This window comes from Citrobacter sp. wls708 (genome assembly GCF_005281255.1).
GTDB lineage: Bacteria > Pseudomonadota > Gammaproteobacteria > Enterobacterales > Enterobacteriaceae > Citrobacter > Citrobacter werkmanii.
Genome location: NZ_SZXE01000015.1, coordinates 463,987 through 488,675, shown reverse-complemented (window position 1 = coordinate 488,675; position 24,689 = coordinate 463,987). Strand labels below are relative to the sequence as shown.

Annotated in this window: 21 protein-coding genes; 13 read left to right on the top strand and 8 right to left on the bottom strand. The window is 51.7% G+C overall.

Annotated features, from left to right (window positions below; genetic code table 11):
* Window positions 1–38: 38 nt before the first annotated feature.
* The gene (locus FDW97_RS07585) at window positions 39–1,511 is read right to left on the bottom strand and encodes a PLP-dependent aminotransferase family protein (RefSeq protein WP_137350849.1); all 1,473 of its coding nucleotides are present in this window, start codon (window positions 1,509–1,511) and stop codon (window positions 39–41) included.
* Between the two features lie 165 nt (window positions 1,512–1,676).
* Between FDW97_RS07585 and torC the strand changes: the two genes are divergently transcribed.
* Genes torC through torD form a run of 3 tightly spaced genes read left to right on the top strand, consistent with a single transcriptional unit; the run spans window position 1,677 to window position 5,943 of the window.
* Complete coding sequence (torC, locus tag FDW97_RS07580; protein WP_137350848.1) at window positions 1,677–2,810, top strand: pentaheme c-type cytochrome TorC; 1,134 nt, start codon at window positions 1,677–1,679, stop codon at window positions 2,808–2,810.
* 9 nt (window positions 2,811–2,819) lie between these two features.
* Window positions 2,820–5,321 carry a trimethylamine-N-oxide reductase TorA gene (gene torA / locus FDW97_RS07575; RefSeq protein ID WP_137350847.1) on the top strand — a complete coding sequence of 834 codons (2,502 nt, stop codon included), beginning with the start codon at window positions 2,820–2,822 and terminating at the stop codon, window positions 5,319–5,321.
* Window positions 5,311–5,943: a molecular chaperone TorD gene (torD, locus tag FDW97_RS07570; protein ID WP_087857395.1), complete on the top strand. Its 633-nt coding sequence runs from the start codon at window positions 5,311–5,313 to the stop codon at window positions 5,941–5,943. The genes torA and torD overlap by 11 nt, the downstream gene beginning before the upstream one ends.
* A gap of 791 nt (window positions 5,944–6,734) precedes the next feature.
* On the opposite strand, the gene yeiP is transcribed toward torD, so the two are convergent.
* Complete coding sequence (gene yeiP / locus FDW97_RS07560) at window positions 6,735–7,307, bottom strand: elongation factor P-like protein YeiP (protein WP_038642029.1); 573 nt, start codon at window positions 7,305–7,307, stop codon at window positions 6,735–6,737.
* Between the two features lie 157 nt (window positions 7,308–7,464).
* On the opposite strand from yeiP, the gene FDW97_RS07555 reads away from it, so the two are divergent.
* Window positions 7,465–7,719, top strand: coding sequence for a YkgJ family cysteine cluster protein (locus FDW97_RS07555; protein WP_005129254.1), 255 nt, complete (start codon window positions 7,465–7,467; stop codon window positions 7,717–7,719).
* Here the strand turns inward: FDW97_RS07555 and setB are convergent.
* On the bottom strand, window positions 7,716–8,897 hold the full coding sequence (gene setB, locus FDW97_RS07550; RefSeq protein WP_137350846.1) for a sugar efflux transporter SetB: 1,182 nt from the start codon (window positions 8,895–8,897) through the stop codon (window positions 7,716–7,718). The genes FDW97_RS07555 and setB overlap by 4 nt on opposite strands.
* A gap of 368 nt (window positions 8,898–9,265) precedes the next feature.
* Here setB and fruB point away from each other — a divergent pair, with 368 nt between their 5' ends.
* From fruB to FDW97_RS07525, 4 genes are all read left to right on the top strand, one after another.
* On the top strand, window positions 9,266–10,396 hold the full coding sequence (gene fruB / locus FDW97_RS07540) for a fused PTS fructose transporter subunit IIA/HPr protein (RefSeq protein WP_137350845.1): 1,131 nt from the start codon (window positions 9,266–9,268) through the stop codon (window positions 10,394–10,396).
* Window positions 10,396–11,334, top strand: a complete 939-nt coding sequence (gene fruK, locus FDW97_RS07535; protein WP_006683781.1) for a 1-phosphofructokinase — start codon at window positions 10,396–10,398, stop codon at window positions 11,332–11,334. The genes fruB and fruK overlap by 1 nt, the downstream gene beginning before the upstream one ends.
* Before the next feature lie 16 nt (window positions 11,335–11,350).
* Window positions 11,351–13,039: a PTS fructose transporter subunit IIBC gene (fruA, locus tag FDW97_RS07530; protein ID WP_085047867.1), complete on the top strand. Its 1,689-nt coding sequence runs from the start codon at window positions 11,351–11,353 to the stop codon at window positions 13,037–13,039.
* A gap of 145 nt (window positions 13,040–13,184) precedes the next feature.
* Window positions 13,185–13,421, top strand: a complete 237-nt coding sequence (locus tag FDW97_RS07525; protein WP_038642021.1) for a YgdI/YgdR family lipoprotein — start codon at window positions 13,185–13,187, stop codon at window positions 13,419–13,421.
* 64 nt (window positions 13,422–13,485) lie between these two features.
* On the opposite strand, the gene FDW97_RS07520 is transcribed toward FDW97_RS07525, so the two are convergent.
* Both FDW97_RS07520 and FDW97_RS07515 read right to left on the bottom strand, forming a co-directional pair.
* A complete protein-coding gene (locus FDW97_RS07520) occupies window positions 13,486–14,784 on the bottom strand; it encodes an anaerobic C4-dicarboxylate transporter (RefSeq protein WP_085047868.1) in 1,299 nt (432 codons plus the stop codon).
* Window positions 14,785–14,858: 74 nt separating this feature from the next.
* Window positions 14,859–15,578, bottom strand: a complete 720-nt coding sequence (locus tag FDW97_RS07515) for an aspartate/glutamate racemase family protein (protein WP_137350844.1) — start codon at window positions 15,576–15,578, stop codon at window positions 14,859–14,861.
* A 353-nt stretch (window positions 15,579–15,931) separates the two neighbouring features.
* On the opposite strand from FDW97_RS07515, the gene hypT reads away from it, so the two are divergent.
* The 4 genes from hypT to FDW97_RS07495 all read left to right on the top strand — a co-directional run bounded on the left by hypT (window position 15,932) and on the right by FDW97_RS07495 (window position 20,358).
* Window positions 15,932–16,843 carry a hypochlorite stress DNA-binding transcriptional regulator HypT gene (gene hypT / locus FDW97_RS07510; protein ID WP_079226151.1) on the top strand — a complete coding sequence of 304 codons (912 nt, stop codon included), beginning with the start codon at window positions 15,932–15,934 and terminating at the stop codon, window positions 16,841–16,843.
* 303 nt (window positions 16,844–17,146) lie between these two features.
* On the top strand, window positions 17,147–18,088 hold the full coding sequence (locus FDW97_RS07505; protein ID WP_085047870.1) for a pseudouridine kinase: 942 nt from the start codon (window positions 17,147–17,149) through the stop codon (window positions 18,086–18,088).
* Entirely contained in the window at window positions 18,076–19,011 is a 936-nt protein-coding gene (locus FDW97_RS07500) for a pseudouridine-5'-phosphate glycosidase (RefSeq protein WP_137350843.1), read from the top strand. The genes FDW97_RS07505 and FDW97_RS07500 overlap by 13 nt, the downstream gene beginning before the upstream one ends.
* 96 nt (window positions 19,012–19,107) lie before the next feature.
* Window positions 19,108–20,358 (top strand): NupC/NupG family nucleoside CNT transporter, encoded by a 1,251-nt coding sequence (locus FDW97_RS07495; RefSeq protein ID WP_121529287.1) that lies wholly within the window; start codon window positions 19,108–19,110, stop codon window positions 20,356–20,358.
* Between the two features lie 42 nt (window positions 20,359–20,400).
* Here FDW97_RS07495 and FDW97_RS07490 read toward each other — a convergent pair whose 3' ends face one another.
* From FDW97_RS07490 to FDW97_RS07480, 3 genes are all read right to left on the bottom strand, one after another.
* Window positions 20,401–21,489 carry a sugar kinase gene (locus FDW97_RS07490; RefSeq protein WP_069323444.1) on the bottom strand — a complete coding sequence of 363 codons (1,089 nt, stop codon included), beginning with the start codon at window positions 21,487–21,489 and terminating at the stop codon, window positions 20,401–20,403.
* 2 nt (window positions 21,490–21,491) lie between these two features.
* Window positions 21,492–22,349, bottom strand: a complete 858-nt coding sequence (gene nfo / locus FDW97_RS07485; RefSeq protein WP_137350842.1) for a deoxyribonuclease IV — start codon at window positions 22,347–22,349, stop codon at window positions 21,492–21,494.
* Window positions 22,350–22,421: 72 nt separating this feature from the next.
* Window positions 22,422–23,471 carry a YeiH family protein gene (locus FDW97_RS07480; RefSeq protein ID WP_038642005.1) on the bottom strand — a complete coding sequence of 350 codons (1,050 nt, stop codon included), beginning with the start codon at window positions 23,469–23,471 and terminating at the stop codon, window positions 22,422–22,424.
* A gap of 244 nt (window positions 23,472–23,715) precedes the next feature.
* Between FDW97_RS07480 and yieE the strand changes: the two genes are divergently transcribed.
* Window positions 23,716–24,597 (top strand): DNA-binding transcriptional regulator YeiE, encoded by an 882-nt coding sequence (gene yieE, locus FDW97_RS07475; RefSeq protein ID WP_069323445.1) that lies wholly within the window; start codon window positions 23,716–23,718, stop codon window positions 24,595–24,597.
* Window positions 24,598–24,689: the final 92 nt, after the last annotated feature.

The following is a 24,689-nucleotide window of genomic DNA, read 5'->3' as shown; positions in this document are numbered from 1 at the left end:
AACAGGGATTGAGCGGCAGGCTCGATCCCTGTAATCCATTAAGGCTGCGATAGCGCCTGCTCCAGTACCGCCAGGACTCTTTTTATCTGCTGTAACTGCAATCCACCAAATCCAAAAAACATAACTGCGTCGCTGTTCTCTTCACGCCATGCGGCTTCTGAGCCATTCTCTATATCTGGCAACGTATCGAAACGAATCCCGGCCAGCAGGCAGCGTTGTTGTAGCCTGGCGATAATTTCGGGGGACCAGGCAATGCGTAATGAGAGGTGCAGACCTGCCGTTGCGCCAGCGATTTTCCCTTCGGGAAACAGTGCGGATAGGCCGTCGCGTAATAGCGTAAGACGTGCCGCATAATTGCAGGCCAGCTTGCTGATATGCGTATAAAACACCTGATTTTGCATTAATTCGGCCAAAAATTGCTGCAACAACCACTGGCTCCCGTTGTTGTTGAGCGCTTTCATATTCTGTACGGCCGGAAGCAGTTCGTCAGGGCAAATCAGATAGCCAAGACGTCCTCCTGGTCCCAATGTTTTGGAAAATGTCCCTATATAGATAACCCGGTTGTGATAATCCATGGCTTTCAGCGCGGGAAGGGGATTTTCTCCATAGGTAAAAACGGCATCGTAATCGTCTTCAATAATGTAAGCGCCGACGCGCTGCGCCCATGTTAATAATGCCTGACGCCGCTCCAGTGACAGGACGCTACCCAGCGGATACTGATGCGCTGGAGTAACATAACAAAGCTGGGTAGCATATTCCGGTAAATTATCTGTTTGCAGTCCGTGGTTATCGACAGCAATTGGCGTAATGTCTGCGCCGTAATAATTAAACAGATGCCAGGCCCCCGAATAACAAGGGGACTCGGTTACAATATGGCACTTTTTTTGCTGACTGAAAGTATGATGGTTAATAAAGAGTTGACTGATCAGTGACAGTCCTTCCTGAATCCCGTTAGTAATAATGATGTTCTCTGCTCGAGTATTAATACCGCGAGATAAATTAAGGTATCTGACCAATTGTTCACGCAGTGAAAATAATCCATTTGGTGAATGATATCGGGTGAATAATTGTTCCTTGAGGACGCTGGGGGCGTTATTCCATTTGCGCCAGCTTGACCAGGGAAAAGCATTGGGATCGGGAACGCTCATTTGGCAATAGCACTCTCGCCCAGGCTCTGCATAAACATCGGTGGGGATCCCAGCCGCTTTAGGTTTCATCGGCGGGGAACCCTGCGCGACGGGCACGATTGCTGGCGTTGTGCGTACAGGTGTGGTGAAGATGACCTCGTAGCCGATACCTTGTCGACTCTTAATTAATCCCGCGGCCATGAGCTTATCATAGGCCATCACGACCGTTATTTTGGCAACGTTTAATACCTGTGCCTGCTCGCGAATAGAGGGAAGTTTATCTCCACAAAGCAAATCACCGCGCTGAATGGCCTGGAAATAAAATTGAAATATCTGCAATTGCAGCGGGGTACGGCTTTCTCGATCGAGAGTCAGTGTTAGCATGAGGAATTCCTTATGTATATATACGCACTATATTACGAGCTTCTCTTCTTTACGTTTTGATGCACCTCATAGAGTAGATGCTGTTCCTATAAGCTGCTTTTGCTGTCTCTATTTTTGATTTTTATGATCGCTTAGCGTGTCGCTATTAAAAAAATGGAGGCAAGCATGTCGTGGATAAGAAAGAACGCACTGTGGTGCGCATTCGTCGGGGCAGTAGCAATGGCCCTTGCAATTTGGGGGACGTGGCAAGGCGTTCATTACACCAGTACCACCGAATTTTGTTTATCGTGTCACTCGATGCGTACACCAGGAGAGGAATATAAAACCAGCGTGCATTTTCGCAATGCTTCTGGCGTGCGTGCTGAGTGTAAGGATTGTCATATTCCGCCAGGGATCGTCCCGACGCTGGTTCGTAAAACGGAAGCCTTAAACGACCTCTACCACACCTTTATCTCTCCTTCGATTGATACCCCTGAAAAATTTGCCGCAAAACGAGCGGAATTGGCCCAGCGAGAGTGGGCGCGAATGAGCGCTAACAATTCGGCGGCATGTAAATCTTGCCACAGCTATGAGGCGATGGATCACGGCAAACAATCTGCGAATGCGGCGGCGCAAATGACCGCGGCGGCGGCAAAAGACAGCAACTGTATTGATTGCCATAAAGGTATTGCCCATCACAAACCCGATATGAGCAGCGGTTTCCGCGATCGCTATAAGCAGTTGCAGCAGCAGGGAGCGTCTTTATCGAATGCGAGCACGCTGTTCTCGTTAAGCGAAAAAGCATTGACGGCAACGGCCGGAAGCCCCGCAGGTAAAGCGCTGTTATTTCCTGCCACCGAGGTCAAAGTGCTGAAAAAAGAGGGCAGCAACGTGCAGCTTGAACTGACGGGCTGGCGTGAAAGCAAAGGACGCGGGCGGGTGATAACCCAGTATATGGGTAAGCGTGTGTTCTCGGCCGTGCTTGATGACGCCTTGATGGCGAACGTAAAAGTACTACAAACCCAGGTCGATCCTGACTCACACCAGCAATGGCAGCAGGTGAGCGTGACCGCCTGGACCTCCGCCCAGGGGCTTATCAGCAATATTGCACCGATCTGGGAATATTCGGATCAAATGCTGCAATCCACCTGTAGCGCCTGTCATAGCACTCCTCCTACGACCCGATATACCGCCAACGGCTGGATCGCCGGATTGAAAGCGATGTCCACCTATTACCGACTGAATCCGGTGGAAGAACGTACGTTGTTGAAATACCTCCAGACCCATGCCAGTGATGTGTCTGAACCTAACAAAAATTAAGGAAAATATATGGATATTCATGAATTTAACCCGTCTCGCCGCCGTTTTCTGAGCGGTATGCTAGCGGTGGGCGCGGCCAGTGCGCTGGCGCCGAATCCGCTGATATCAAAAGTATGGGCAGCGGGAGAAAACCCCGCACAGTGGATTCAATCCGGTTCGCATTTTGGCGCTTTTGAAGCCAAGGTTGTCAACGGCGAGTGGACAGAAACCCGGCCTTTCAAACATGACAAATACCCTTGCGATATGCTGAACGCGGTGCGTGAAGTGGTCTATAACCCGTCGCGGGTGCGTTATCCAATGGTTCGTCTGGACTGGTTACGTAAACGCGAGAAATCGGATCGCAGCCAGCGCGGAGATAATCGTTTTGTGCGGGTAAGTTGGGATCAGGCGCTGGATCTGTTTTACGAAGAGCTGGAACGGGTACAAAAAACCTACGGCTCATCGGGGGTATTTACCGGGCTGGCCGACTGGCAAATGGTAGGGAAATACCATAAAGCGGGCGGGGCGATGGACAGAGGGCTTGGTCTGCATGGTAGCTATGTGACGACCGTTGGCGACTACTCTGCAGCAGCTGCGCAGGTTATCTTGCCGCATGTGATTGGTTCGCTGGAAGTTTATGAACAGCAAACGTCACTGCCGCTGGTTATTCAGAACAGTAATACCATCGTGCTGTGGGGATGCGATCCGATCAAAAACTTGCAGATCGAGTTCCTGGTTCCCGATCACGATGCGTTTGGCTACTGGCAACAGATTAAAGAAGCGGTTGCGCAGGGTAAAATGCGCGTTATCAGCGTCGATCCAGTGCGTAGCAAATCGCAAAACTACCTTGGCTGTGAACAACTGGCGCTACGACCACAAACCGATGTCGCGTTAATGCTGGCACTCGCCCATACGCTGTATGAAGAAAAACTGTATGACACGGCGTTTATTAACGATTACACCGTGGGTTTTGAGCAGTTTTTGCCCTATCTGCTTGGGGAGAGTGATAAGCAGCCGAAAAATGCCGAATGGGCAGCGCAAATCTGTGGCCTGACGGCGGAGCAGATCCGTGATTTCGCCCGCCTGCTGGTCAAAGGCCGGACCCAATTTATGGGCGGTTGGTGCGTACAACGCATGCATCATGGCGAACAGTATCCCTGGATGCTGGTGGTGCTGGCCAGTATGGTTGGGCAAATTGGCTTGCCGGGCGGCGGCGTAGGGTTTGGCTGGCATTACAACGGCGGTGGTACGGTGACATCCGCCGGACCTGTACTGTCCGGGCTGGGAGGGATCGCGAATCCTCCACCGGCGAAGTATAAAGCGGATTTTCGCGGCGCATCGGAGCATATCCCCACCTCACGCATCGTTGACTGCCTGCTGGAGCCGGGCAAAAAGGTTGCCTTTAACGGCGAAACGTTAACCTGGCCTGATATTAAAATGGCGATCTACAGCGCGGCGAATCCATTCCATGCGCAGCAGGATCGTAATCGCATGATCAAGGCATGGAAGAAGCTGGAAACCGTGGTGGTATTGGATCATCAATGGACCGCGTCGTGTCGATTTGCCGATATCGTCCTGCCTGTTACCACCCGCTTTGAACGTAACGATATTGAACAGTTTGGTACGCATTCGAACAAAGGGCTGATGGCCCTGCATCAGATTGTTAAACCGCAATATGAAGCGCGGCATGATTTTGACGTTTTTGCCGGATTATGTAAGCGCTTTGATAAAGAGGCGGTGTACCGCGAGAACCGTGATGAAATGCAGTGGATACAGGCGCTCTACGACGAAGGTGTGAAGATGGGCGCGTCGCTCGGTGTCTCCTTACCGGACTTTACTACGTTCTGGCAGGGCGAAGGATACATTGAATATCCGGCCGGACAGCCGTGGGTGCGTCACGGTGAGTTTCGCGACCAACCAGATCTTAATCCCCTGGGAACGCCGTCAGGTCTGATTGAAATCTACAGTAAAACCATTGCTGGCTTTGCCTACGAGGATTGTCCCGGTCATCCGGTATGGATGGAACCGTTTGAACGTAATCATGCCGCTAAAAAAAATAAATATCCGCTGCATCTGCAATCCTGCCATCCGGATAAACGTCTGCACTCACAGTTGTGCTCGAGCGAGGCGTTTCGCAATACCTATGCGGTTACCGGAAGAGAACCGCTTTATATCAGCGCGCAGGATGCCACTGCCCGTGGTCTGAAAGCAGGTGATATCGCTCGCGTCTTCAATGACCGTGGTCAGGTGCTGGCTGGGGTGGTGATTAGCCCGGATTTTACCCCTGGCGTAATCCGCATTCATGAAGGGGCCTGGTATTCCCCGCAGGAGGGTGGAAAAGCCGGGACGTTATGCACTTATGGCGACCCGAATGTCCTGAGCGCCGATATTGGTACTTCACAGCTGGCGCAAGGCCCTTCAGCGCATACCGTGCTGGTGGAGGTCGAACGTTATCAGCAGAAAAAAGCGCCATCGGTAACGGCATTCGGCGGCCCGGAGACAGTAAAAGAGGAGGGGGGAAGTGCAGCATAACCAAATACATCAGCAGCGGGTGGACATGTACCAGTGGTTCTCGCAATTGCTGTTCCGTGAGCTGGACGAAAAGCAACTTGCCAGCCTTGAAAACGACGATAATCGGGCGTGGATTGTCTCACTGGCGGCGATTCCTGGATTGTCTGGCAAGGTTAAGCATTTTGAGCGTAGTCTGACCCGGATTTTACGCCGTGATTCCCGACAGCTGGAACTCGCCGCGGATTTTGCCTCGCTGTTTCTGCTGGCGCCGCCTGGCGGAGTCTCTCCCTATGCAGGGCACTATCCGCATACGACCGCGTCAGCAGAACGTCAACAAATGAATGTGCTGCTGATCGAACACGGTCTGACCGCACGGGAAAATGAGCCATCCGATCATATCGCCATTCAACTGGCATTGATGGCGAAGATGGTTGCTAAAGAGGAGGCGGTATCTGCGCAGTATTACTTTTTGCATCACCATATGATGTGCTGGGCGCCATTGCTACGCGATGCCTGCCTGGCGCGAGATGAACAGGGGTTTTACCCGCAGGCGGTCAATCTGATAGTGAGTTTTATGCGCGAGGATGAACAGTATCTGGAATCGCTGTTAATGGATGATTTTTATCTCAGCAGTCAGCGCTGAAAATAAAAAGGGACAGCTGGTGCTGTAATGCCAGCCAGTTAAGCATTATGGAGAATATTTTATTGCAGCATAGGGTTCCGTTCACCTCAGCGGAGTCATTTCTGTGAAGCGCAGATACCCGTGAACGTGCAAGGGAGGCTCACCGCCGCCTCCCTTGCAACCCAGGCTCCCGGCGGGAAAATCGTCGCGATGCGATTCATTCGGCTCATGCCGTCTGCCTGTCGGGTCGGGGCCGAGCCTGCATCCATGCAGGCCGTCCCCTCTGCCCGCCTCCCTGCGGGCAGACCCGGTCAACCGTCAACGCCTCATCGATTTTCAGCCGGACCGGAGTCATCGCTTCAACGCTCTGACTTCCAGTTAAATTTGTTTTGCTGTTTAAACAAAAAACGCAAATGGTCAGGTGTAGGCTGGTCCGGCTGAAAATTGCCGACGTGTTTCCGTAAGGCCGGGAGAGCCAGCATGGATGCTGGCTCAGGGCGCGTTTTGCAAGGACGCTACCTCGCGCCCGGCCCGAAAGCCTGAAGGAATAAGCGGAGGGGACCACGAAGTGGCAATTTTCCCGCCGGGAGCCGGGATTGTTAAGGGTACGGCGATAGTACCCTTAACACGTTCACAGACAGTATCGTTTCAGAGAAGTGATAAACATAGGGTGAACGTCACAATACGCCGGAGGTAAAAGATTCAATACCTCCGATTGTTCCACTCTCAGATATCGTTACGATCATTCATCTTTGTAAACTAACAAGCCTTACAGCCTGCGCTGTCCCTTTTCGTCAATGGGCAGCAGAAAATTAGTCTGCACGGCCCATGTAGCGACGTTCTTCGATATGAATACGGATTTTTTCGCCCGCACTCAAATACTCAGGAACCAGGATCACCAGGCCGGTAGTCAGGGTCGCAGGTTTGTTACGCGCGCTTGCTGATGCCCCTTTAATGCCCGGCGCTGTTTCAACAATTTCCAGGTCTACCGTTTGCGGCAGTTCCAGCGCCAGCAGTTGGCCGTCCCAGGTCAGAACCTGCATGTCCGGCATCCCGCCTTCCGGCATGAACAGCAGTTCTTCTTCAATCTGGTCTTTGGTGAAGGTATACGGGGTATAGTCTTCTTTATCCATAAAGACATATTCGTTGCCATCGACATAGGAAAAGTCGACGCCACGACGGCTCAGGGTGACAGTATCAACGATATCATCGCCCTTGAAACGCTCTTCAACTTTCAGGCCAGTACGGACATCAGAAAAACGCATTTTGTACAGCGTGGCGGCGCCACGTGCGGTTGGTGATTGAATATCAATATCTTTTACAATCAGCAGCTTGCCGTTGTAATTCAGTACCATACCTTTTTTAATTTCGTTCGCTCTTGGCATCGAAAAAATCCTGTAGTGAGGAGTGTCTAAAATATCGCGTAAAACTACTCGCGCCGGGGCATTCAGGCAAGTGGAATTGATGCTTTTGCTGGTGCAAAAAAGGTGTTACTGTGCGCTTCTCTCACAATCCGATGGTTTACGATAAAGAGAATACTGTATGGAATGCCGTCCGGATTGTGGTGCATGCTGCACCGCGCCTTCAATCTCCAGCCCTATCCCTGGTATGCCTGATGGCAAGCCCGCTAATACGCCATGCGTTCAGTTGGATGAATCCTTGCGCTGCAAAATTTTTGCTTCGCCGCTGCGGCCAAAAGTATGTGCCGGTTTGCAGCCCAGTGCGGAAATGTGTGGGAAGACGACGCACCAGGCCATGCTGTATCTTATTGAGCTTGAAGCGCTGACCGCGCCTTAAACATCTTTGATGCGCGCCAGGCACACGATGGTGGCGACGATCATCACCAGCGCAAACCAGAACACGGCGTGATAATTCCAGATTTCAGCGGCAATACCTGCCAACGATCCGGCAATAATCCAGCCTACGCGAATGGTATTCGTATAAAGGGTCGTGGCTGAACCTGCTTGTCCTGGCATCAAATCCTGGAAATAGAGCATGCCAATCCCGCCAAGGATGCCGATATAAATCGCGTTCAGCAGCTGTAAACCAAGCAATACCGCCGGAGAGTGGGCCAACAGCATACCGGCATAAAAGAAAAAGCCGGCCACGACGGCAATTCGCATCAACAGACGCTTGCCCAGACGCTTCGCAAAGTATCCGGCAATCAACATGGTCGGGATTTCCAGCCCGGCAGCGGTTCCCATCATGATACCCGCCAGTTTTTCCGGCAGATGCAGTTCATTGATAATAAACAGCGGCATATTAATGATATAGAGGCTATTGGTCCCCCACATTAATGTGCAGATAACAAAAAGGAGCAGCGTGTCGCGACGATTGCGCCGTGGCGCCTCCACCACGCCAGTGGTGAGAGGCACATTTTTACTCATTGACGGTAAGAACAACCAAACCATTGCGCCGCAGACAATAAAAGCAACCGCCGCGCTGAGGTACATCACCGTGAAGCTAAATCCCATTGCCAGTGCGTAGGCCAGCGGCGGGCCAATTACCCAGGCCAGCGATACCTGCGCACGTAAAATTGAGCTGAACATGACCGCTTCCCGGCCTGTACGGTCGGCATGCTCGCGAGCGAGAGCAAACATTTGCGGGTTGGCGGTTGAACCAAAGCTGCTGAGGAAGACGCCGACAAACAGCAAAATAAAATAGTTACGGTTCCAGGCAAACAGCACGCAGGCCAGCATGCCCAGTACACAACAGAAGACAATCAGGTTTTTGCGATCGCCTTTTTTATCCGAGCGCCCGGCCAGAAACTGACTCACCAGGATACCGATTACGGCGCTGCCGGTAAAAAAGAACCCGACCATACCGGGACGGGCATGGACTTCATCGGTCAGAAAAAGACTCAGCGTTGGTGTCTGCAAAGCGCCGGCGATACCCGTCAGAAACGCGACAAGCAGGAACGCCGCAGACGTTAAATCGAACGCCTTAGGTGTGGCGGCTACGGGGGTGTTATGCATGTTTTGATATCAATGATGTGAAGAGACGCGGAGTTTACGCTGCTTGCCAGAAAATAAACAGGTAGCCAAATCAAAATCGGCATCAAAAATCAAAATAGCATTTCAGTCAAAGAATGCTGTTTGCTGATGTTGCTGAATCTGACACGCTGACGCCATTTTTGCTTCAGCAATTTTATCTCTCCCCAGAAGAAAATGTGCGTTATCTCTAAATTCAGCAAGTAATTTGTCAACTTTACTTGTGTGCTGAAGAAAAAAGATCAAGACTTCTTGAAACGTTTCAGCGTCATCTTGCCATAACTAATGGAGTCAGGTGACGCCTTTTTTCTCATATTGGCTGAATCGTTTCAATTCAGCGGGAGAGGAGAACCATGTTCCAGTTATCTGTTCAGGATATTCACCCGGGCGAACAGGCCGGGAATAAAGAAGAGGCTATTCGCCAGGTTGCCGCGGCCTTAGTGCAAGCGGGTAACGTTGCGGAAGGCTACGTCGATGGCATGCTGGCGCGTGAACAACAAACGTCCACGTTTCTAGGCAACGGTATTGCTATTCCTCACGGGACGACGGACACGCGCGATCGGGTGCTGAAAACCGGTGTGCAGGTGTTTCAGTTTCCGCAGGGCGTGGTCTGGGGCGAAGGACAGGTCGCGTATGTGGCGATCGGTATTGCCGCCAGCTCTGATGAGCACCTCGGTTTACTGCGTCAGCTAACGCATGTGTTGAGCGATGACTCCGTTGCTGAACAGCTGAAATCAGCGACTTCGGCGGAAGAGCTGCGCGCGTTGCTGATGGGCGAAAAGCAGAGCGAACAATTAAAGCTTGATAACGAAACGCTGTCGCTGGACGTCGTTGCTAGCTCGCTGGTGACGCTGCAGGCGCTCAACGCTGCGCGGCTGAAAGAAATTGGTGCGGTTGATGCCGCATTTGTCGCCAGGGCAATCAATGAGCAGCCGATGAATCTCGGTCAGGGGATCTGGCTGAATGACTGTGCTGAAGGTAACGTGCGCAGTGCCGTTGCGGTCAGCCGCGCAGCAACGCCGTTTGATGTCCAGGGGGATGCGGCAGCCCTGCTGGTAACCGTCGCGATGAATGACGATCAACCGGTTGCGGTGCTGAAGCGCCTTGGCGATCTGCTGCTGAATAATAAAGCTGACCGTTTGTTGAAAGCGGATGCGGCAACGGTGTTGGCGCTGCTGACCAGCGATGACGCCTTAACCGATGATGTACTGAGCGCCGAATTTGTTGTGCGCAATGAGCATGGTTTACACGCCCGTCCGGGCACCATGCTGGTGAATACGATTAAACAATTTAACAGTGAAATTACCGTGACAAATCTTGATGGAACCGGCAAACCGGCAAATGGACGCAGTCTGATGAAAGTTGTGGCATTAGGCGTGAAAAAAGGACATCACCTGCGCTTTACCGCCCAGGGCGAGGATGCTGAACAGGCGCTGAAAGCGATTGGCGAAGCCATCGCTGCAGGTCTTGGGGAGGGCGCGTAATGAGCAGACGTGTTGCTACTATCACCCTTAACCCGGCCTACGACCTTGTGGGTTTCTGCCCGGAAATTGAACGTGGCGAAGTGAACCTGGTGAAAACCACCGGTCTGCATGCGGCGGGAAAAGGGATTAACGTCGCTAAAGTCCTGAAAGATTTAGGTATCGATGTCACGGTGGGCGGTTTTCTGGGTAAAGACAACCAGGATGGTTTTCAGCAGTTGTTCAGCGAGTTGGGCATTGCCAACCGTTTTCAGGTTGTACAAGGGCGTACCCGTATCAACGTCAAACTGACCGAAAAAGACGGTGAAGTCACCGACTTCAATTTCTCTGGCTTTGAAGTCACCCCCGCTGACTGGGAACGCTTTGTGAACGATTCGCTGAGCTGGCTGGGCCAGTTCGACATGGTGTGCGTTAGCGGTAGTTTGCCGACCGGCGTGAGCCCGGAAGCTTTCACCGACTGGATGACGCGTCTGCGCAGTCAGTGTCCGTGCATTATCTTTGATAGTAGTCGTGAAGCGTTGGTGGCAGGTCTGAAGGCGGCGCCGTGGCTGGTGAAACCAAACCGTCGTGAACTGGAAATCTGGGCGGGTCGTAAACTGCCTGAAATGAAAGATGTGATTGATGCGGCGCATGCGCTGCGCGAGCAGGGTATTGCTCATGTGGTGATTTCCCTCGGTGCGGAAGGCGCGCTGTGGGTCAACGCTTCGGGTGAGTGGATCGCAAAACCGCCGTCAGTTGAGGTGGTCAGCACCGTTGGCGCGGGTGATTCGATGGTTGGTGGTCTGATTTATGGCCTGCTGATGCGTGAGTCCAGCGAACATACCCTGCGTCTGGCAACGGCTGTTGCCGCTCTGGCGGTAAGCCAAAGTAACGTGGGCATTACCGATCGTCCTCAGTTGGCCGCAATGATGGCGCGTGTCGACTTAAAACCGTTTAACTGACAGCAGGAGAGGCATAATGAAAACGCTGCTGATTATTGACGCCAATCTCGGCCAGGCTCGCGCTTACATGGCGAAAACCCTGCTTGGAGCGGCGGCGCAAAAAGCGCATCTGGAAATTATTGATAATCCGAATGATGCAGAACTGGCGATTGTTCTGGGCGACACGCTTCCTGCTGACAGTTCGCTGAACGGCAAAAAAGTCTGGCTCGGCGATATCGGTCGTGCGGTTGCGCATCCTGAACTCTTCCTCAGCGAAGCGAAAGGTCATGCAAAACCTTACAGCGCCCCGGTTGCGACAACGTCTGTTGCCAGCAGTGGCCCAAAACGCGTGGTGGCGGTGACGGCTTGTCCGACCGGCGTTGCCCATACGTTTATGGCTGCTGAAGCTATTGAAACAGAAGCGAAAAAACGTGGCTGGTGGGTAAAAGTTGAAACCCGTGGCTCGGTCGGGGCAGGCAATGCCATTACCCCGGAAGAGGTGGCTCAGGCGGATCTGGTGATTGTGGCGGCTGACATTGAAGTTGATCTGGCGAAGTTTGCCGGAAAACCAATGTACCGCACGTCTACTGGCCTGGCGCTGAAGAAAACCAAACAGGAGCTGGATAAAGCGCTGGAAGAGGCGACGCCGTATCAGCCAACCGGCAAGGCGCAGTCTGCGGCAACCGAAGGGAAGAAAGAGAGCGCTGGCGCGTATCGCCACCTGCTGACGGGCGTGTCCTACATGCTGCCGATGGTTGTTGCTGGCGGTCTGTGTATTGCGCTCTCATTCGCCTTTGGTATTGAAGCGTTTAAAGAGCAGGGCACGCTGGCGGCGGCGCTGATGCAGATTGGCGGCGGTTCAGCCTTTGCGTTGATGGTGCCGGTTCTGGCGGGGTATATCGCGTTTTCCATCGCTGACCGTCCGGGTCTGACGCCAGGTCTTATCGGCGGTATGCTGGCAGTGAGCACCGGTTCTGGCTTTATTGGCGGGATTATTGCCGGTTTTCTTGCCGGTTATGTGGCGAAGCTCATTAGCACCAGGCTGAAACTCCCACAGAGTATGGAAGCGCTGAAACCGATTCTGATCATTCCGCTGCTTTCAAGCCTGGTGGTGGGTCTGGCCATGATCTACCTGATCGGTAAACCGGTAGCCGGCATTCTGGAAGGTCTGACCCACTGGCTGCAAACCATGGGTACGGCGAATGCGGTGCTGCTCGGTGCGATTCTTGGCGGCATGATGTGCACTGACATGGGCGGTCCGGTTAACAAAGCGGCGTATGCTTTTGGTGTGGGCCTGCTGAGTACGCAAACTTATGCGCCGATGGCTGCCATTATGGCGGCGGGTATGGTACCTCCGCTGGCGCTGGGTCTGGCAACGCTGGTTGCGCGTCGTAAGTTCGACAAAGCCCAGCAGGAGGGCGGTAAAGCTGCGCTGGTGCTGGGCCTGTGCTTTATCACCGAAGGGGCTATCCCATTCGCCGCGCGTGATCCGATGCGCGTTCTGCCTTGCTGTATCGTTGGCGGTGCGATTACCGGCGCTCTCTCCATGGCGGTAGGGGCTAAGCTGATGGCGCCCCACGGCGGTCTGTTCGTGCTGTTAATCCCTGGCGCAATTACACCGGTGGTTGGCTACCTGCTGGCCATTATTGCCGGTACGCTGGTAGCCGGTCTCTCCTACGCGGTGCTGAAGCGCCCGGAAGCAGAGGTTGTGGCAAAGGCGGTCTGATTAAGCGCTGAAATCCAGGGCAGAGAAATCTCTGCCCTTTTTTATGCCTTAACCCTTACCGTTGCAGCATCGCCACAATAATCCATCCTGCCTTAAGCAAATTCGATAAAGTGCCTTTAAATCAAACTGGTCACGGAAATCGAATATGAAAAAAGCGCCCATTTTTGCTGCTCTGTCACTCGCGACGCTGCTGCTGACGGGATGTTCAACCACCTGGGTGATGACGACAACATCAGGTGCAACAATAGAGACGCAAGGCAAGCCTGAGCAAGACCCCGGGACAGGACTGACAAAATATGCTGACGCCTATGGTTATCACCGCGTGATTAAAAGCAGCGATGTGAAGCAAATAGATAAAGGTAAGACGGTATTGATGTGGTGAGCCGGGTCAAGTGAATAGAGAATCATTCAGGGGCGAAATCTTTCGCGCCCCTGAATAAGACGGCTCAGGCAATCATTGGGGCGATGATAAAGCCAAAGGCAACGCCCGCGATGATCCCACCCAGTCCTGGCAACATAAACGGATGGTTTAAGACATACTTACCTACGCGCGTTGTCCCGGTGGTGTCGAACTCCATCGCCGCCAGTGAAGTCGGGTACGTTGGGAGAACAAACACGCCGGTCACAGCCACATAGGAAGCCAGAATTGCCCAGGTAGGAACGCCAAGCGCGACGGCAAGCGGGATAATCAACGGCGTGGTGGCTCCCTGCGAATAGAGCAGCGCGCAGGTGCCAAACAATACCAGAGCCAGCAGCATCGGGTAGGCCTGCAGAATATTCCCCGCGATGTCCTTAATCTCCGCTAGGTGCGCGTCAATGAATGTGGTTCCCAGCGTAACAATGCCGAGAATGACTGCCAGCGAACTCATCCCGGCGCGAAAAGTTGACGTCAGGACAATGGCATCTGTAGATGTTTTGCACAGCACCACCATCAGGCAAGCGGCAGCCAGCATGCAGATAATAATGATATCCCGCGTATTCATTGGGCTGCCAACATCAAATCCAGGGCGTAGCTGCGGGAATGCGGCAAGAATAACGATGAGCACCGTGGCCAGCATAAACAGGGCGACGGAAAGTTTTGCACCCGGTGTGGTACTGTTTTGCCCTTCGTATTTGCGCACCAGCCCTTTCTGCAGGCGTTCCAGATAGACCTCATCGTCCTGGAGTTCACATCCCTGGCGCGAGGCGATGAATGCCCCAACCATCGCGGCAACAAACGAGGCGGGCAGACATACCGCCATAACCTGGATAAAGCTGATACCGTTGCCTTCCATGATGGTCAGCATCGCGGCCATTGCGGCGCTGATCGGCGAGCCGGATATTGCAACCTGAGATGCCACTACGGAGCCTGCGAGCGTACGAGAAGGGCGGATGCCTGACTCTTTCGCAACTTCGGCAATCACCGGCAGGGTGGAAAAGACAATGAAACCTGTTCCCGCCATTATGGTCATCGACCAGGTGATAATCGGTGCAATAACATTGATATATTTAGGATTACGACGCATAAAATTACCGGCAATGCGTACCAGATAATCCATGCCTCCGGCTGCCTGTAGCGCTGATGCCGCCACAACCACCGTCATAATAATAAGAATGACGTCCACAGGCGGCGAGCCAATTTTCAGACCAAACCCCAGGGTTAAAATAGCCAACCCCAACCCACCGCATAAACCGATACCAATTCCGCCGAGGCGGATGCCGAAAAATATTGCGCCTAATACTACGATAATTTCCAACCAAAGCATAATGGCCTCCGCCAGATAATAATTCGCTATAAGAATGGCTTTTATTAAATGTGATGATTAAATTGTGGTTTTATTTATTGCGCCAGAAGGTGGCTTTTTCCAACGCGTTTTTCATACCACTTAATTCCGGCACGAACCAATGAACCGGTTGAATCAATATATTTTGCTGGTGATTTCTTGACGGCTTCAGCAAGGATAACGGGGACTTCAGTACATCCCAGAACGATGACTTCCGCGCCGCGTGCAAAAAGTGCTTCAGCCTGTTCATTCATTAATTTTTGTGCTTGCTTAACCTCTCCTGCTTTCAGGCAATAAATACTTTCCATGACTTTTTCCTGGCTGGAAGAATCAGGGCTGACGCAGGTTAACCCAAGAGACTCTATCCCTTTTTGGTAGAGCCCCATGTACAACGTGGCATTGGTAGCCAGCAGTCCGATGCGCGATTTTCCGCAGCTTCTGACCTCACCCAGGGTTGTCTCCACAATACTCAGCAACTCCGTATGACAGGATTCTTTTAACTCTTTAAACCAAAAGTGGGCGGTATTACACGGGATCACAATACACTCCGCGCCAGCATCTTCGAGTTTATGCATATAATCGCGCATGGCCGGAAGCGGGGAATTACCATGACGCATTAATGCGTCAGTACGGTCGGGTATATCAGGAATGGATGAAATAATTAATGGAATATGTTCCTGATCGCGTTGCGCTGTAGTAAATGTGACGAATTTATTAAATAGATCGACGGTTGCAGCAGGTCCCATACCACCAAGTACGCCAATTAAACCTTTCACGATATATACCTCGTTTAACCATTAAATAATATTCAGGCTGTGTTTTATCTTGCCCTAATGTTTAACAGCAGAGCGTCGCGACGAGAAATGCAATAATGTTTGGCTTAATGCAAAAACCGCATGACTGTAGTTTTTTTCGCCGTTCCATGAGGTCAGGATAGGGTGCGGAGCCTGAAGATCTGCAAGCAGAGTAGGGTTGCGGCTGGATGGTGACGCTGACATGTCAATGTCAAAAACGAAGGCTTGATGCAAAAAACGAATCATTATGGGCTAATCGTCAATACCATCTCTGGAATTCTTCAGGCATGATGTTGTTAGGCTCATCAACATATTTAAACATCCGCGTGACAGGCATGAAAAATATTGAGACAAAATGGTTATATGATTTCCTGACGCTGGAGGCATGCCGTCATTTTTCCCAGGCTGCGGAGGAGCGCAATATATCTCAGCCGGCATTTAGCCGGAGGATCAAAGCGCTCGAATCAGCCGTGGGGGTGCAGCTGTTTGATCGCACGACGACGCCGCTGCAATTGACGGAGGAGGGCAAGTTATTCCATTCGCAAACGCGTAGCCTGCTACAACAGCTGGAATGTAATCTGGACGAACTCAGTGGTCACAATCTGCTTGGGGTCCCCAACATAAAAATCGCGGCAGCGCATTCTTTGTCGCTGACCATGTTGCCCCGGTTAGTGCATTCAATGGCGGCCTGGGGGGAAGAATTTGTCTGGCACGTCGAGGCGATTGATGTGGTGCAAGCGGTGAATACCCTGCGCGAGGGGAAAAGTGATTTTATTATCTCGTTTCGTGATGAGGATTTAATGCAGTCGCCTTTCTGTGGCTTGAAGGTTTTTGAGTCAGAGCTCTATCCTGTCTGTGCTACCGATGGACAGGGGAACGCGTTGTTTGATATCTATCAGCCGCAGGCGCCGATTCTGAACTATACCAGCACATCCTACATGGGAAGATTGGTAAACCGTCAGTTAGCGGAAGTTGGCGGCATTTCAGCACGAACGTTGTTTATGTCTTCGATGAGTGAGTTGTTGAAAAACATGGCGCTGGATGGGCATGGGATCGCCTGGCTACCAGCGTGGTCGATCGTCAACGAGCTGCGCGATAAGCGTCTAGTGCGCCTGGAGACACCTGAACTGATGGTACCTATTCAGGCCTATATTTACCGGATGGATACCCGATTGAATAAAACGGCTGAACATTTCTGGCGTATTTTGTACAACCATATGCCAGAGGACCTGGTTTCGCTTACCTGAGACGCGCCAGCTCGCCTGGCGCATCTGAAAAATTTCCGGTTATACCGGAGTTATACTTTTTAGCCTGCTTAATTTGTGTACTACCTCTCATTTTCTCTCTCCCTTACAAACTGTATCTATAAAAAATTGTGATTCTGTTCATATCTATTGACTTTGGTTCTTGCAGATAGATTTACTTTGTCAAAAACATGCTTACTATAAACACATGTTCGATACTGAACATGTGCTCTAATAATTTTGTGTGTGGCGGTGGTTATTCTTAACGAACTCATTTGTGGCAAGATAATTGCCAGGGGACGTGCTATGCGTGAAAAGGAATACATAGTAACTATTGGCTCAGCCAATATGGATGTTGCTGGGTATTCGCATGCTTCTCTAAATTATGCGGATTCGAATCCAGGAAAGATAAAATTCACCCCCGGCGGAGTTGGACGCAACATTGCACATAATCTCGCGCTACTGGGTAAAAATTCGTGGTTACTGACTGCGGTTGGTAATGATTTTTATGGTCAATCGTTATTGGCGCAAACTAATCTATCCGGAGTACATGTTGATAAGTGTCTTATCGTTCCGGGAGAGAATACATCGAGTTATTTATCTCTGCTTGATAACACCGGTGAAATGCTGGTTGCCATTAATGATATGAGCATTACCGAACATATTTCACCGAGTTTTTTATCGCAGCAGCATGATTTTATTCGGCAGGCGAAAGTTATCGTCGCCGATTGCAATATCAGCGAAGACGCCCTTGCATGGGTGCTGGATAATGCCGGAGATGTTCCGGTGTTTGTCGACCCGGTATCGGCATGGAAATGCGTCAAAGTTCGCGAGCGGCTTGGACAAATTCACACCCTCAAACCTAACCGGCTTGAAGCCGAAACGCTGAGCGGTATTGCGCTTTCCGGGCGTGATGATGTTGGCAAAGTGGCCGCCTGGTTTCACGATCGCGGCTTAAATCGCCTGGTGCTCAGCATGGGCGGTGACGGAGTTTATTACAGTGATATTGCGGGGGATTGCGGTTGGTCGCTGCCGATTAAAACTCACGTCATTAATGTTACCGGGGCTGGCGATGCGATGATGGCGGGACTGGCTTCCTGCTGGGTAGACGGCATGCCCTTTATTGATTCGGTTCGATTTGCGCAGGGTTGTTCATCAATGGCATTAGCCTGTGAATATACCAATAACCCTGATTTGTCTGTTGCGAATGTTATCTCAATCGTGGAGAACACAGAATGTCTGAATTAACTCTTTCCTCTGAATTATTACAAATATCTCCAGAAGTACAGGAAGCATTAAACAGTAAAAAACCGATTGTTGCCCTCGAGTCAACCATTATTTCTCATGGTATGCCATTTCCGCAGAATGCCCAGACTGCTATTGAAGTAGAAGAAACTATTCGTAAGCACGGGGCAGTTCCTGCGACCATTGCCATTATTGGCGGGGTAATGAAAGTTGGTTTAAGCAAAGATGAAATTGAGTTGCTTGGAAGAGAGGGGCATAGCGTTACTAAAGTCAGTCGTCGTGATTTACCATTTGTGGTTGCTGCAGGGAAAAATGGTGCGACGACAGTTGCCTCAACCATGATTATTGCCTCCCTGGCTGGAATTAAAGTATTTGCGACGGGCGGGATTGGTGGTGTTCACCGTGGTGCTGAACATACCTTTGATATTTCCGCAGATCTGCAAGAACTGGCGCATACCAATGTCACGGTAATTTGTGCCGGGGCGAAATCTATTCTTGATCTCGGTTTAACGACCGAATATTTAGAAACCTTTGGCGTGCCGTTAATTGGATATCAGACTAAGGCGTTGCCGGCATTTTTCTGCCGAACCAGTCCGTTTGAGGTCAGTATCCGTCTGGACAGCGCAAAAGAGATTGCCCGTGCCATGGCGGTGAAATGGCAGACAGGTCTCGACGGCGGTCTGGTTGTTGCAAACCCAATCCCGGAACAGTTTGCGATGGCTGAAGAGAAAATTAATGCGGCAATCGATCGGGCGGTAAAAGAAGCGGAAGAGCAGGGGGTTGTGGGCAAAGAGAGTACGCCGTTCCTGCTGGCGCGTGTTGCGGAGCTGACCGGCGGTGACAGCCTGAAATCAAATATTCAGTTGGTGTTCAACAACGCGGTACTGGCTTGTGAAATTGCGAAGGAGTATCAACGCCTCGCCTGACCAAATTTTCCGGGCAGAATGCGGTCGCCCGCGGATAGCAAACCTACCAAAACCTGGCGGTAACGCCGGGTTTCCTGGCATGAAGGGAATTTCATTATGGATATAATGAGAAGTGTTGTGGGTATGGTGGTATTACTGACTATCGCGTTTCTGCTGTCAGTAAATAAAAAGCGTATTAGTCTGCGTACGGTCGGGGCAGCACTGGTGCTGCAAATTGCAATCGGCGGCATTATGCTCTATTTCCCGCCGGGGAAATGGCTGGTTGAACAGGCCGCGCTCGGTGTCCACAAGGTGATGTCATACAGTGACGCGGGTAGTGCATTTATCTTTGGCTCCCTGGTCGGGCCAAAAATGGATGTGCTGTTCGACGGAGCCGGGTTTATCTTCGCCTTTCGGGTGCTCCCGGCCATCATTTTTGTGACCGCGCTGATCAGTCTACTCTACTACATTGGCGTGATGGGGCTGTTGATCCGCATCCTTGGCGGTATTTTCCAGAAAGCGTTGAACATCAGTAAGATCGAGTCATTTGTCGCAGTAACCACGATTTTCCTCGGGCAAAACGAGATCCCGGCAATCGTGAAACCGTTTATTGACCGGCTGAATCGCAATGAGCTATTTACCGCTATCTGTAGCGGGATGGCCTCGATTGCTGGCTCAATGATGATTGGTTACGCTGGAATGGGCGTTCCGATTGACTATCTGCTGGCGGCATCGTTGATGGCAATCCCTGGTGGTATTTTATTCGCGCGTATGCTGAGTCCGGCAACTGAAGAATCTCGCGTCACCTTTGAGAACCTGTCATTTACCGAAACGCCGCCGAAAAGCATCATCGAAGCAGCGGCGAGTGGGGCGATGACCGGGCTGAAAATTGCCGCAGGCGTGGCAACGGTAGTAATGGCATTTGTCGCCATTATTGCGCTGATTAACGGCATTATCGGCGGAATTGGTGGTTGGTTTGGTTTTGGTCATGCCACCCTGGAAGGGATCTTCGGCTATGTGTTAGCCCCGCTGGCGTGGATTATGGGCGTTGACTGGAGCGAGGCGACGCTGGCAGGTAGCCTGATTGGACAGAAGCTGGCAATCAACGAGTTTGTCGCCTATCTCAACTTCTCGCCGTATCTGCAAACCGGCGGGACACTGGATGTGAAGACCATTGCGATTATCTCGTTTGCGCTGTGCGGGTTCGCTAACTTTGGTTCGATTGGCGTTGTTGTCGGCGCGTTTTCGGCGATAGCACCACAGCGAGCCCCGGAAATCGCGCAGCTTGGAATGCGCGCGCTGGCAGCAGCAACGTTGTCAAACCTGATGAGCGCCACCATAGCGGGTTTCTTTATCGGTATAGCATAGTGAGATAATGCCGGATAAGCGTGGCGCTATCCGGCATTACATTTAAGCTGTTTGCAGCAAATATAAGGCGTTATCTGCCGAAAGGGTTGGGTTGTTAATGCTGACGCTGGCTCGCGATAATGCCGCGCAGGCCATGGCAAAGTGAGCGCTTTCACGGAACTCGCTACCTTCCAGAAAGCTGTACAGCAATCCGGCCATAAAAGCGTCATCGGCGCCAAAACTGTCTACGATCGTATGATTGGGAGGCGTCAGTAAAAATTGTTCTCCGTCCTTTTCGCTGCAAAAAACAGATTCATCTTCCAGACAGACAAAGATCCGTTTTACCCCTTGCTGATGCAGACTATTGACGGCCAGTACGCGATCGGCATCTGAATGGATAGGTTGGCCCCACAAAATCGCCAGCTCTTTCTGCGTTGGTTTTAGCGTATGAATACGCGTAAACCATGTCTTCATTTTTGCCGCTTTGAACTCTGAAACGGTGTCAATGAATACCGGAATATCATCAGCAATAGTAAAGACCCACTCAATGGCTTCGGCGGTCAGATTGCAATCTGCCAGTACGACACCGGAATGGCGGATCAAATCTCGCGATCCGTTCAGCAACTGCGGCGTTAATTGCTGCAGGATATGGGTATCGTTAATTGCCAGTACGGTTTCTTCCTGCTGATTAGCGATCGACAGGTAGGTTGAGGTGTTATGCCCATGCAGGCGTATGCAACTTGCAACGTTAACGCCGGCCTGACGCGTTTGTTCCAGCAATGTTTCCCCATAGAAATCACTGCCAACAGCGGAAATTAAGTGAACGTCACGGCCCAGCAGCGCCAGGTTGTGGGCGATGTTGCGTCCTACGCCGCCTGCCGAGCAGTGAATGCTGCCAGGATTAGAGGCCGCCTGAGGATAATGGATGTCTGCAACACCACGAATATCCATGTTGATTGCTCCGACAACCACGCAATAATCCTGTTCGGTAAGGATATAACCTTTACCTTTGATCATGCCTTTACGCATCAAATCCATAATATGCGCAGCGACGCGTGAACGGCTGATTTGCAGAATATCGGCGATTTCATTCTGCTGAATCAACGGATTGCGACGCAGGATCTTAAGGATCTGCTTTTCCCTGTCGTTCATGATTACGCCACCGCTTGTTCTGTTTGCTGGGCTTTCAGCCAGGCAATCTCTTCTGCCCAGATATCCGGATTAATCGTTTCCAGCACCAGCGGAATGCCGTCAAAACGACTGTCCTGCATGATCCAACGGAAAGCGTCGTGGCCAATATTCCCTTCACCTAAGCTGTGGTGGCGGTCGACACGACTGCCAAACGTGCTCTTGGCGTCGTTCAGGTGCATACCGCGTAGATAGCTGAAACCGACAATACGTTCAAATTCCGCAAACGTCTTTTCGCATTCCTCGACAGAACGCAAATCGTAACCGGCAGCGAAAGCGTGGCAGGTATCAATACAGACGCCAACACGGGATTTATCTTCAACACCATCAATAATGGCGGCAAGGTGCTCAAACTTAAATCCGAGATTGCTGCCCTGTCCGGCGGTATTTTCGATAACTGCCGTAACCCCCTGGGTCTGAGCGAGGGCGATGTTGATAGATTCAGCAATGCGCGCCAGACATTCATCTTCCGGGAGCTGCATCAAATGGCTGCCCGGATGAAAGTTGAGCAGCGATAAACCGAGCAGTTCACAGCGCTGCATTTCATCGATAAATGCATCGCGTGATTTTTCCAGCGCATCGCTGACCGGGTGGCCGAGATTAATCAGGTAGCTGTCGTGAGGCAGGATCTGAGCGGAAGTATAGTGATACTTCTCGCAAGCGGATTTGAAATCATCAATGATTTCAGTGGTCAACGCCGCGGCGCGCCACTGACGCTGATTTTTGGTGAACAGGGCGAATGCGGTAGCTTCGATTTCTGCGGCCCGAATAGCGGCGTTAGCCAGACCGCCAGCGGCGCTTACGTGCGCTCCGATGTATTTCATGAATTAAACCCGCCATACTCAAATTCAAAAAAGGAAGAGTATAGCGGGTCAACTAACGTTAGTCGTGATCGTTTATGCCATTAGCGCGTGGATGGCGAAGTTAATCGCACCACCGCCTACAATCAGCCAGACAAACAGCAGTAGCGCCATCAGCAAAGGTTTAGCACCAGCTTTTTTCAGGGCGCTCACGTGAGTGGTTAGTCCCAGTGCGGCCATCGCCATTGCCAGCAGCACGGTATCCAGCGTCACCAGCATACTCACTACCGACTGCGGCAGCAGGTGGAAAGAGTTAAAAATCGCCACCACAATGAACATGATGGCAAACCATGGAATGGTGATTTTGCTCTTCTCACCACCGGTTGCCGGAGACAGTTGTTTTACTCGTGCGGCCAGCAGGATGAGGAACGGAGCCAGCATCATGACGCGCAGCATTTTGGCAATAACCGCGGCGTTTTCAGCATCCGGGTTAATGGCGTGTCCGGCGGCAACAACCTGCGCAACTTCATGCATGGTGGAGCCAATGTAAATCCCGTAAGTCTCGGGAGTAAACCAGTGCGCTAACAGCGGATACATCGCCGGATACAGGAAGATAGCGATAGTACCGAAGATAACCACCGTGGCGACGGCGACCGTCACCTTACTGGCTTCGGCTTTAACGACAGGCTCTGTTGCCAGTACCGCGGCGGCGCCACAGATGCTGCTCCCCGCGCCAATCAGCCAACTGGTATGACGGTCCAGACCAAACACTTTCTGCCCAAGGAAGCAGGCAATCATGAAGGTGCTGCTGAGCGTTAATATGTCGATTACGATACCGCTGACGCCGACGTCAGCAATTTGCGCGAAGGTAAGGCGGAAACCGTAGAGGATTATCCCCAGGCGTAATAAATGTTGTTTAGCAAACAGTACGCCGCCATCGCAGCTTTTCCAGATTTGTGGATACACGGTGTTGCCGATAACCATCCCAAACAAGATGGCTAAGGTGAGGGCGCTAAACCCGGCACCTGCGACGGCGGGAATGGATCCCCCCCATAAGGCGGCCCCAGTGATAACTGCACTCAGGGCAAGCCCCGGAATAAAATGCCACGCTGTACGACGATGAGTCTGTAAGGTGAGTTCTGTCATATCCTTCTCCTTTATCTGGGTAAAAGAGTACGGCGATGTGGTTTAAAAATAAAATTGATTATATATTTATAATTAATCTATATAAGTGGTATACCCGTCATACTTCAAGTTGCATGTGCGTTGGCTGCGCTCGTTCACCCCAGTCACGTACTTAAGTACGCTCCCGGGGATGCTCTCTCTTGCCGCCTTCCTGCAACTTGAATTATTTAGGGTATAAGTAACGGATATCCGGTGGAAAACGACTATGCATATCACCCTGCGACAACTTGAAGTGTTTGCTGAGGTACTGAAAAGCGGCTCGACGACTCAGGCATCTGTCATGCTGGCATTGTCGCAGTCGGCGGTGAGTGCGGCGCTTACCGATCTGGAAGGGCAGCTTGGCGTACAGCTCTTCGACCGCGTTGGCAAGCGGCTGGTGGTCAATGAGCACGGGCGCTTGCTCTACCCGCGCGCGCTGGCGTTACTTGAGCAAACGATAGAAATCGAACAGCTTTTTCGTGAGGATAATGGCGCGATTCGCGTCTATGCCAGCAGCACCATTGGCAATTACATTTTGCCCGCCATGATCGCCCGCTATCGCCAGGATTTTCCCGATTTACCGCTGGAGCTAAGCGTGGGTAACAGCCAGGATGTGATCAACGCTGTTCTGGATTTTCGGGTAGATATTGGGCTGATCGAAGGACCGTGTCACAGCACAGAAATTATCTCTGAACCATGGCTGGAGGACGAACTGGTGGTGTTTGCCGCCCCATCTTCGCCGCTGACAAAAGGTCCCGTGACGCTGGATCAACTGGCTGCTTCGCCGTGGATTTTACGTGAGCGAGGCTCCGGTACGCGTGAACTGGTAGATTATCTGTTGTTATCGCATCTGCCGAGATTCCAGATGGCGATGGAGTTGGGTAACTCCGAGGCCATTAAGCATGCGGTCCGCCATGGGCTCGGTATCAGCTGTTTGTCGCGTCGGGTCATTGCAGAACAGTTACAGGCGGGTACGCTGAGTGAAGTCCCTGTGCCGCTGCCGCGTTTAGTTCGCACGCTCTGGCGCGTTCATCATCGACAAAAGCATCTCTCTAATGCCATTACGCGCTTTTTACATTACAGCGATCAGGTTGCGCAGGGCGAATAAGGCACTCACTGGCGTAATATCACCTCTATGTATAACGGCGGTTTCGTCTTAACCGCCATGCTCCGCCCATTTTCTGCTTTACTTATAATCCG

Coding starts and splice junctions, on each gene's coding strand:
- FDW97_RS07520 (WP_085047868.1), bottom strand. CDS start 14,784: ATGCTTTGGTTGGAAATTATCGTAGTATTAGGCGCAATATTTTTCGGC.
- FDW97_RS07505 (WP_085047870.1), top strand. CDS start 17,147: ATGCGTGAAAAGGAATACATAGTAACTATTGGCTCAGCCAATATGGAT.
- nfo (WP_137350842.1), bottom strand. CDS start 22,349: ATGAAATACATCGGAGCGCACGTAAGCGCCGCTGGCGGTCTGGCTAAC.
- torC (WP_137350848.1), top strand. CDS start 1,677: ATGTCGTGGATAAGAAAGAACGCACTGTGGTGCGCATTCGTCGGGGCA.
- FDW97_RS07555 (WP_005129254.1), top strand. CDS start 7,465: ATGGAATGCCGTCCGGATTGTGGTGCATGCTGCACCGCGCCTTCAATC.
- fruK (WP_006683781.1), top strand. CDS start 10,396: ATGAGCAGACGTGTTGCTACTATCACCCTTAACCCGGCCTACGACCTT.
- FDW97_RS07525 (WP_038642021.1), top strand. CDS start 13,185: ATGAAAAAAGCGCCCATTTTTGCTGCTCTGTCACTCGCGACGCTGCTG.
- fruA (WP_085047867.1), top strand. CDS start 11,351: ATGAAAACGCTGCTGATTATTGACGCCAATCTCGGCCAGGCTCGCGCT.
- hypT (WP_079226151.1), top strand. CDS start 15,932: ATGAAAAATATTGAGACAAAATGGTTATATGATTTCCTGACGCTGGAG.
- FDW97_RS07495 (WP_121529287.1), top strand. CDS start 19,108: ATGGATATAATGAGAAGTGTTGTGGGTATGGTGGTATTACTGACTATC.
- yeiP (WP_038642029.1), bottom strand. CDS start 7,307: ATGCCAAGAGCGAACGAAATTAAAAAAGGTATGGTACTGAATTACAAC.
- FDW97_RS07585 (WP_137350849.1), bottom strand. CDS start 1,511: ATGCTAACACTGACTCTCGATCGAGAAAGCCGTACCCCGCTGCAATTG.
- FDW97_RS07490 (WP_069323444.1), bottom strand. CDS start 21,489: ATGAACGACAGGGAAAAGCAGATCCTTAAGATCCTGCGTCGCAATCCG.
- torA (WP_137350847.1), top strand. CDS start 2,820: ATGGATATTCATGAATTTAACCCGTCTCGCCGCCGTTTTCTGAGCGGT.
- yieE (WP_069323445.1), top strand. CDS start 23,716: ATGCATATCACCCTGCGACAACTTGAAGTGTTTGCTGAGGTACTGAAA.
- fruB (WP_137350845.1), top strand. CDS start 9,266: ATGTTCCAGTTATCTGTTCAGGATATTCACCCGGGCGAACAGGCCGGG.
- setB (WP_137350846.1), bottom strand. CDS start 8,897: ATGCATAACACCCCCGTAGCCGCCACACCTAAGGCGTTCGATTTAACG.
- FDW97_RS07480 (WP_038642005.1), bottom strand. CDS start 23,471: ATGACAGAACTCACCTTACAGACTCATCGTCGTACAGCGTGGCATTTT.
- FDW97_RS07500 (WP_137350843.1), top strand. CDS start 18,076: ATGTCTGAATTAACTCTTTCCTCTGAATTATTACAAATATCTCCAGAA.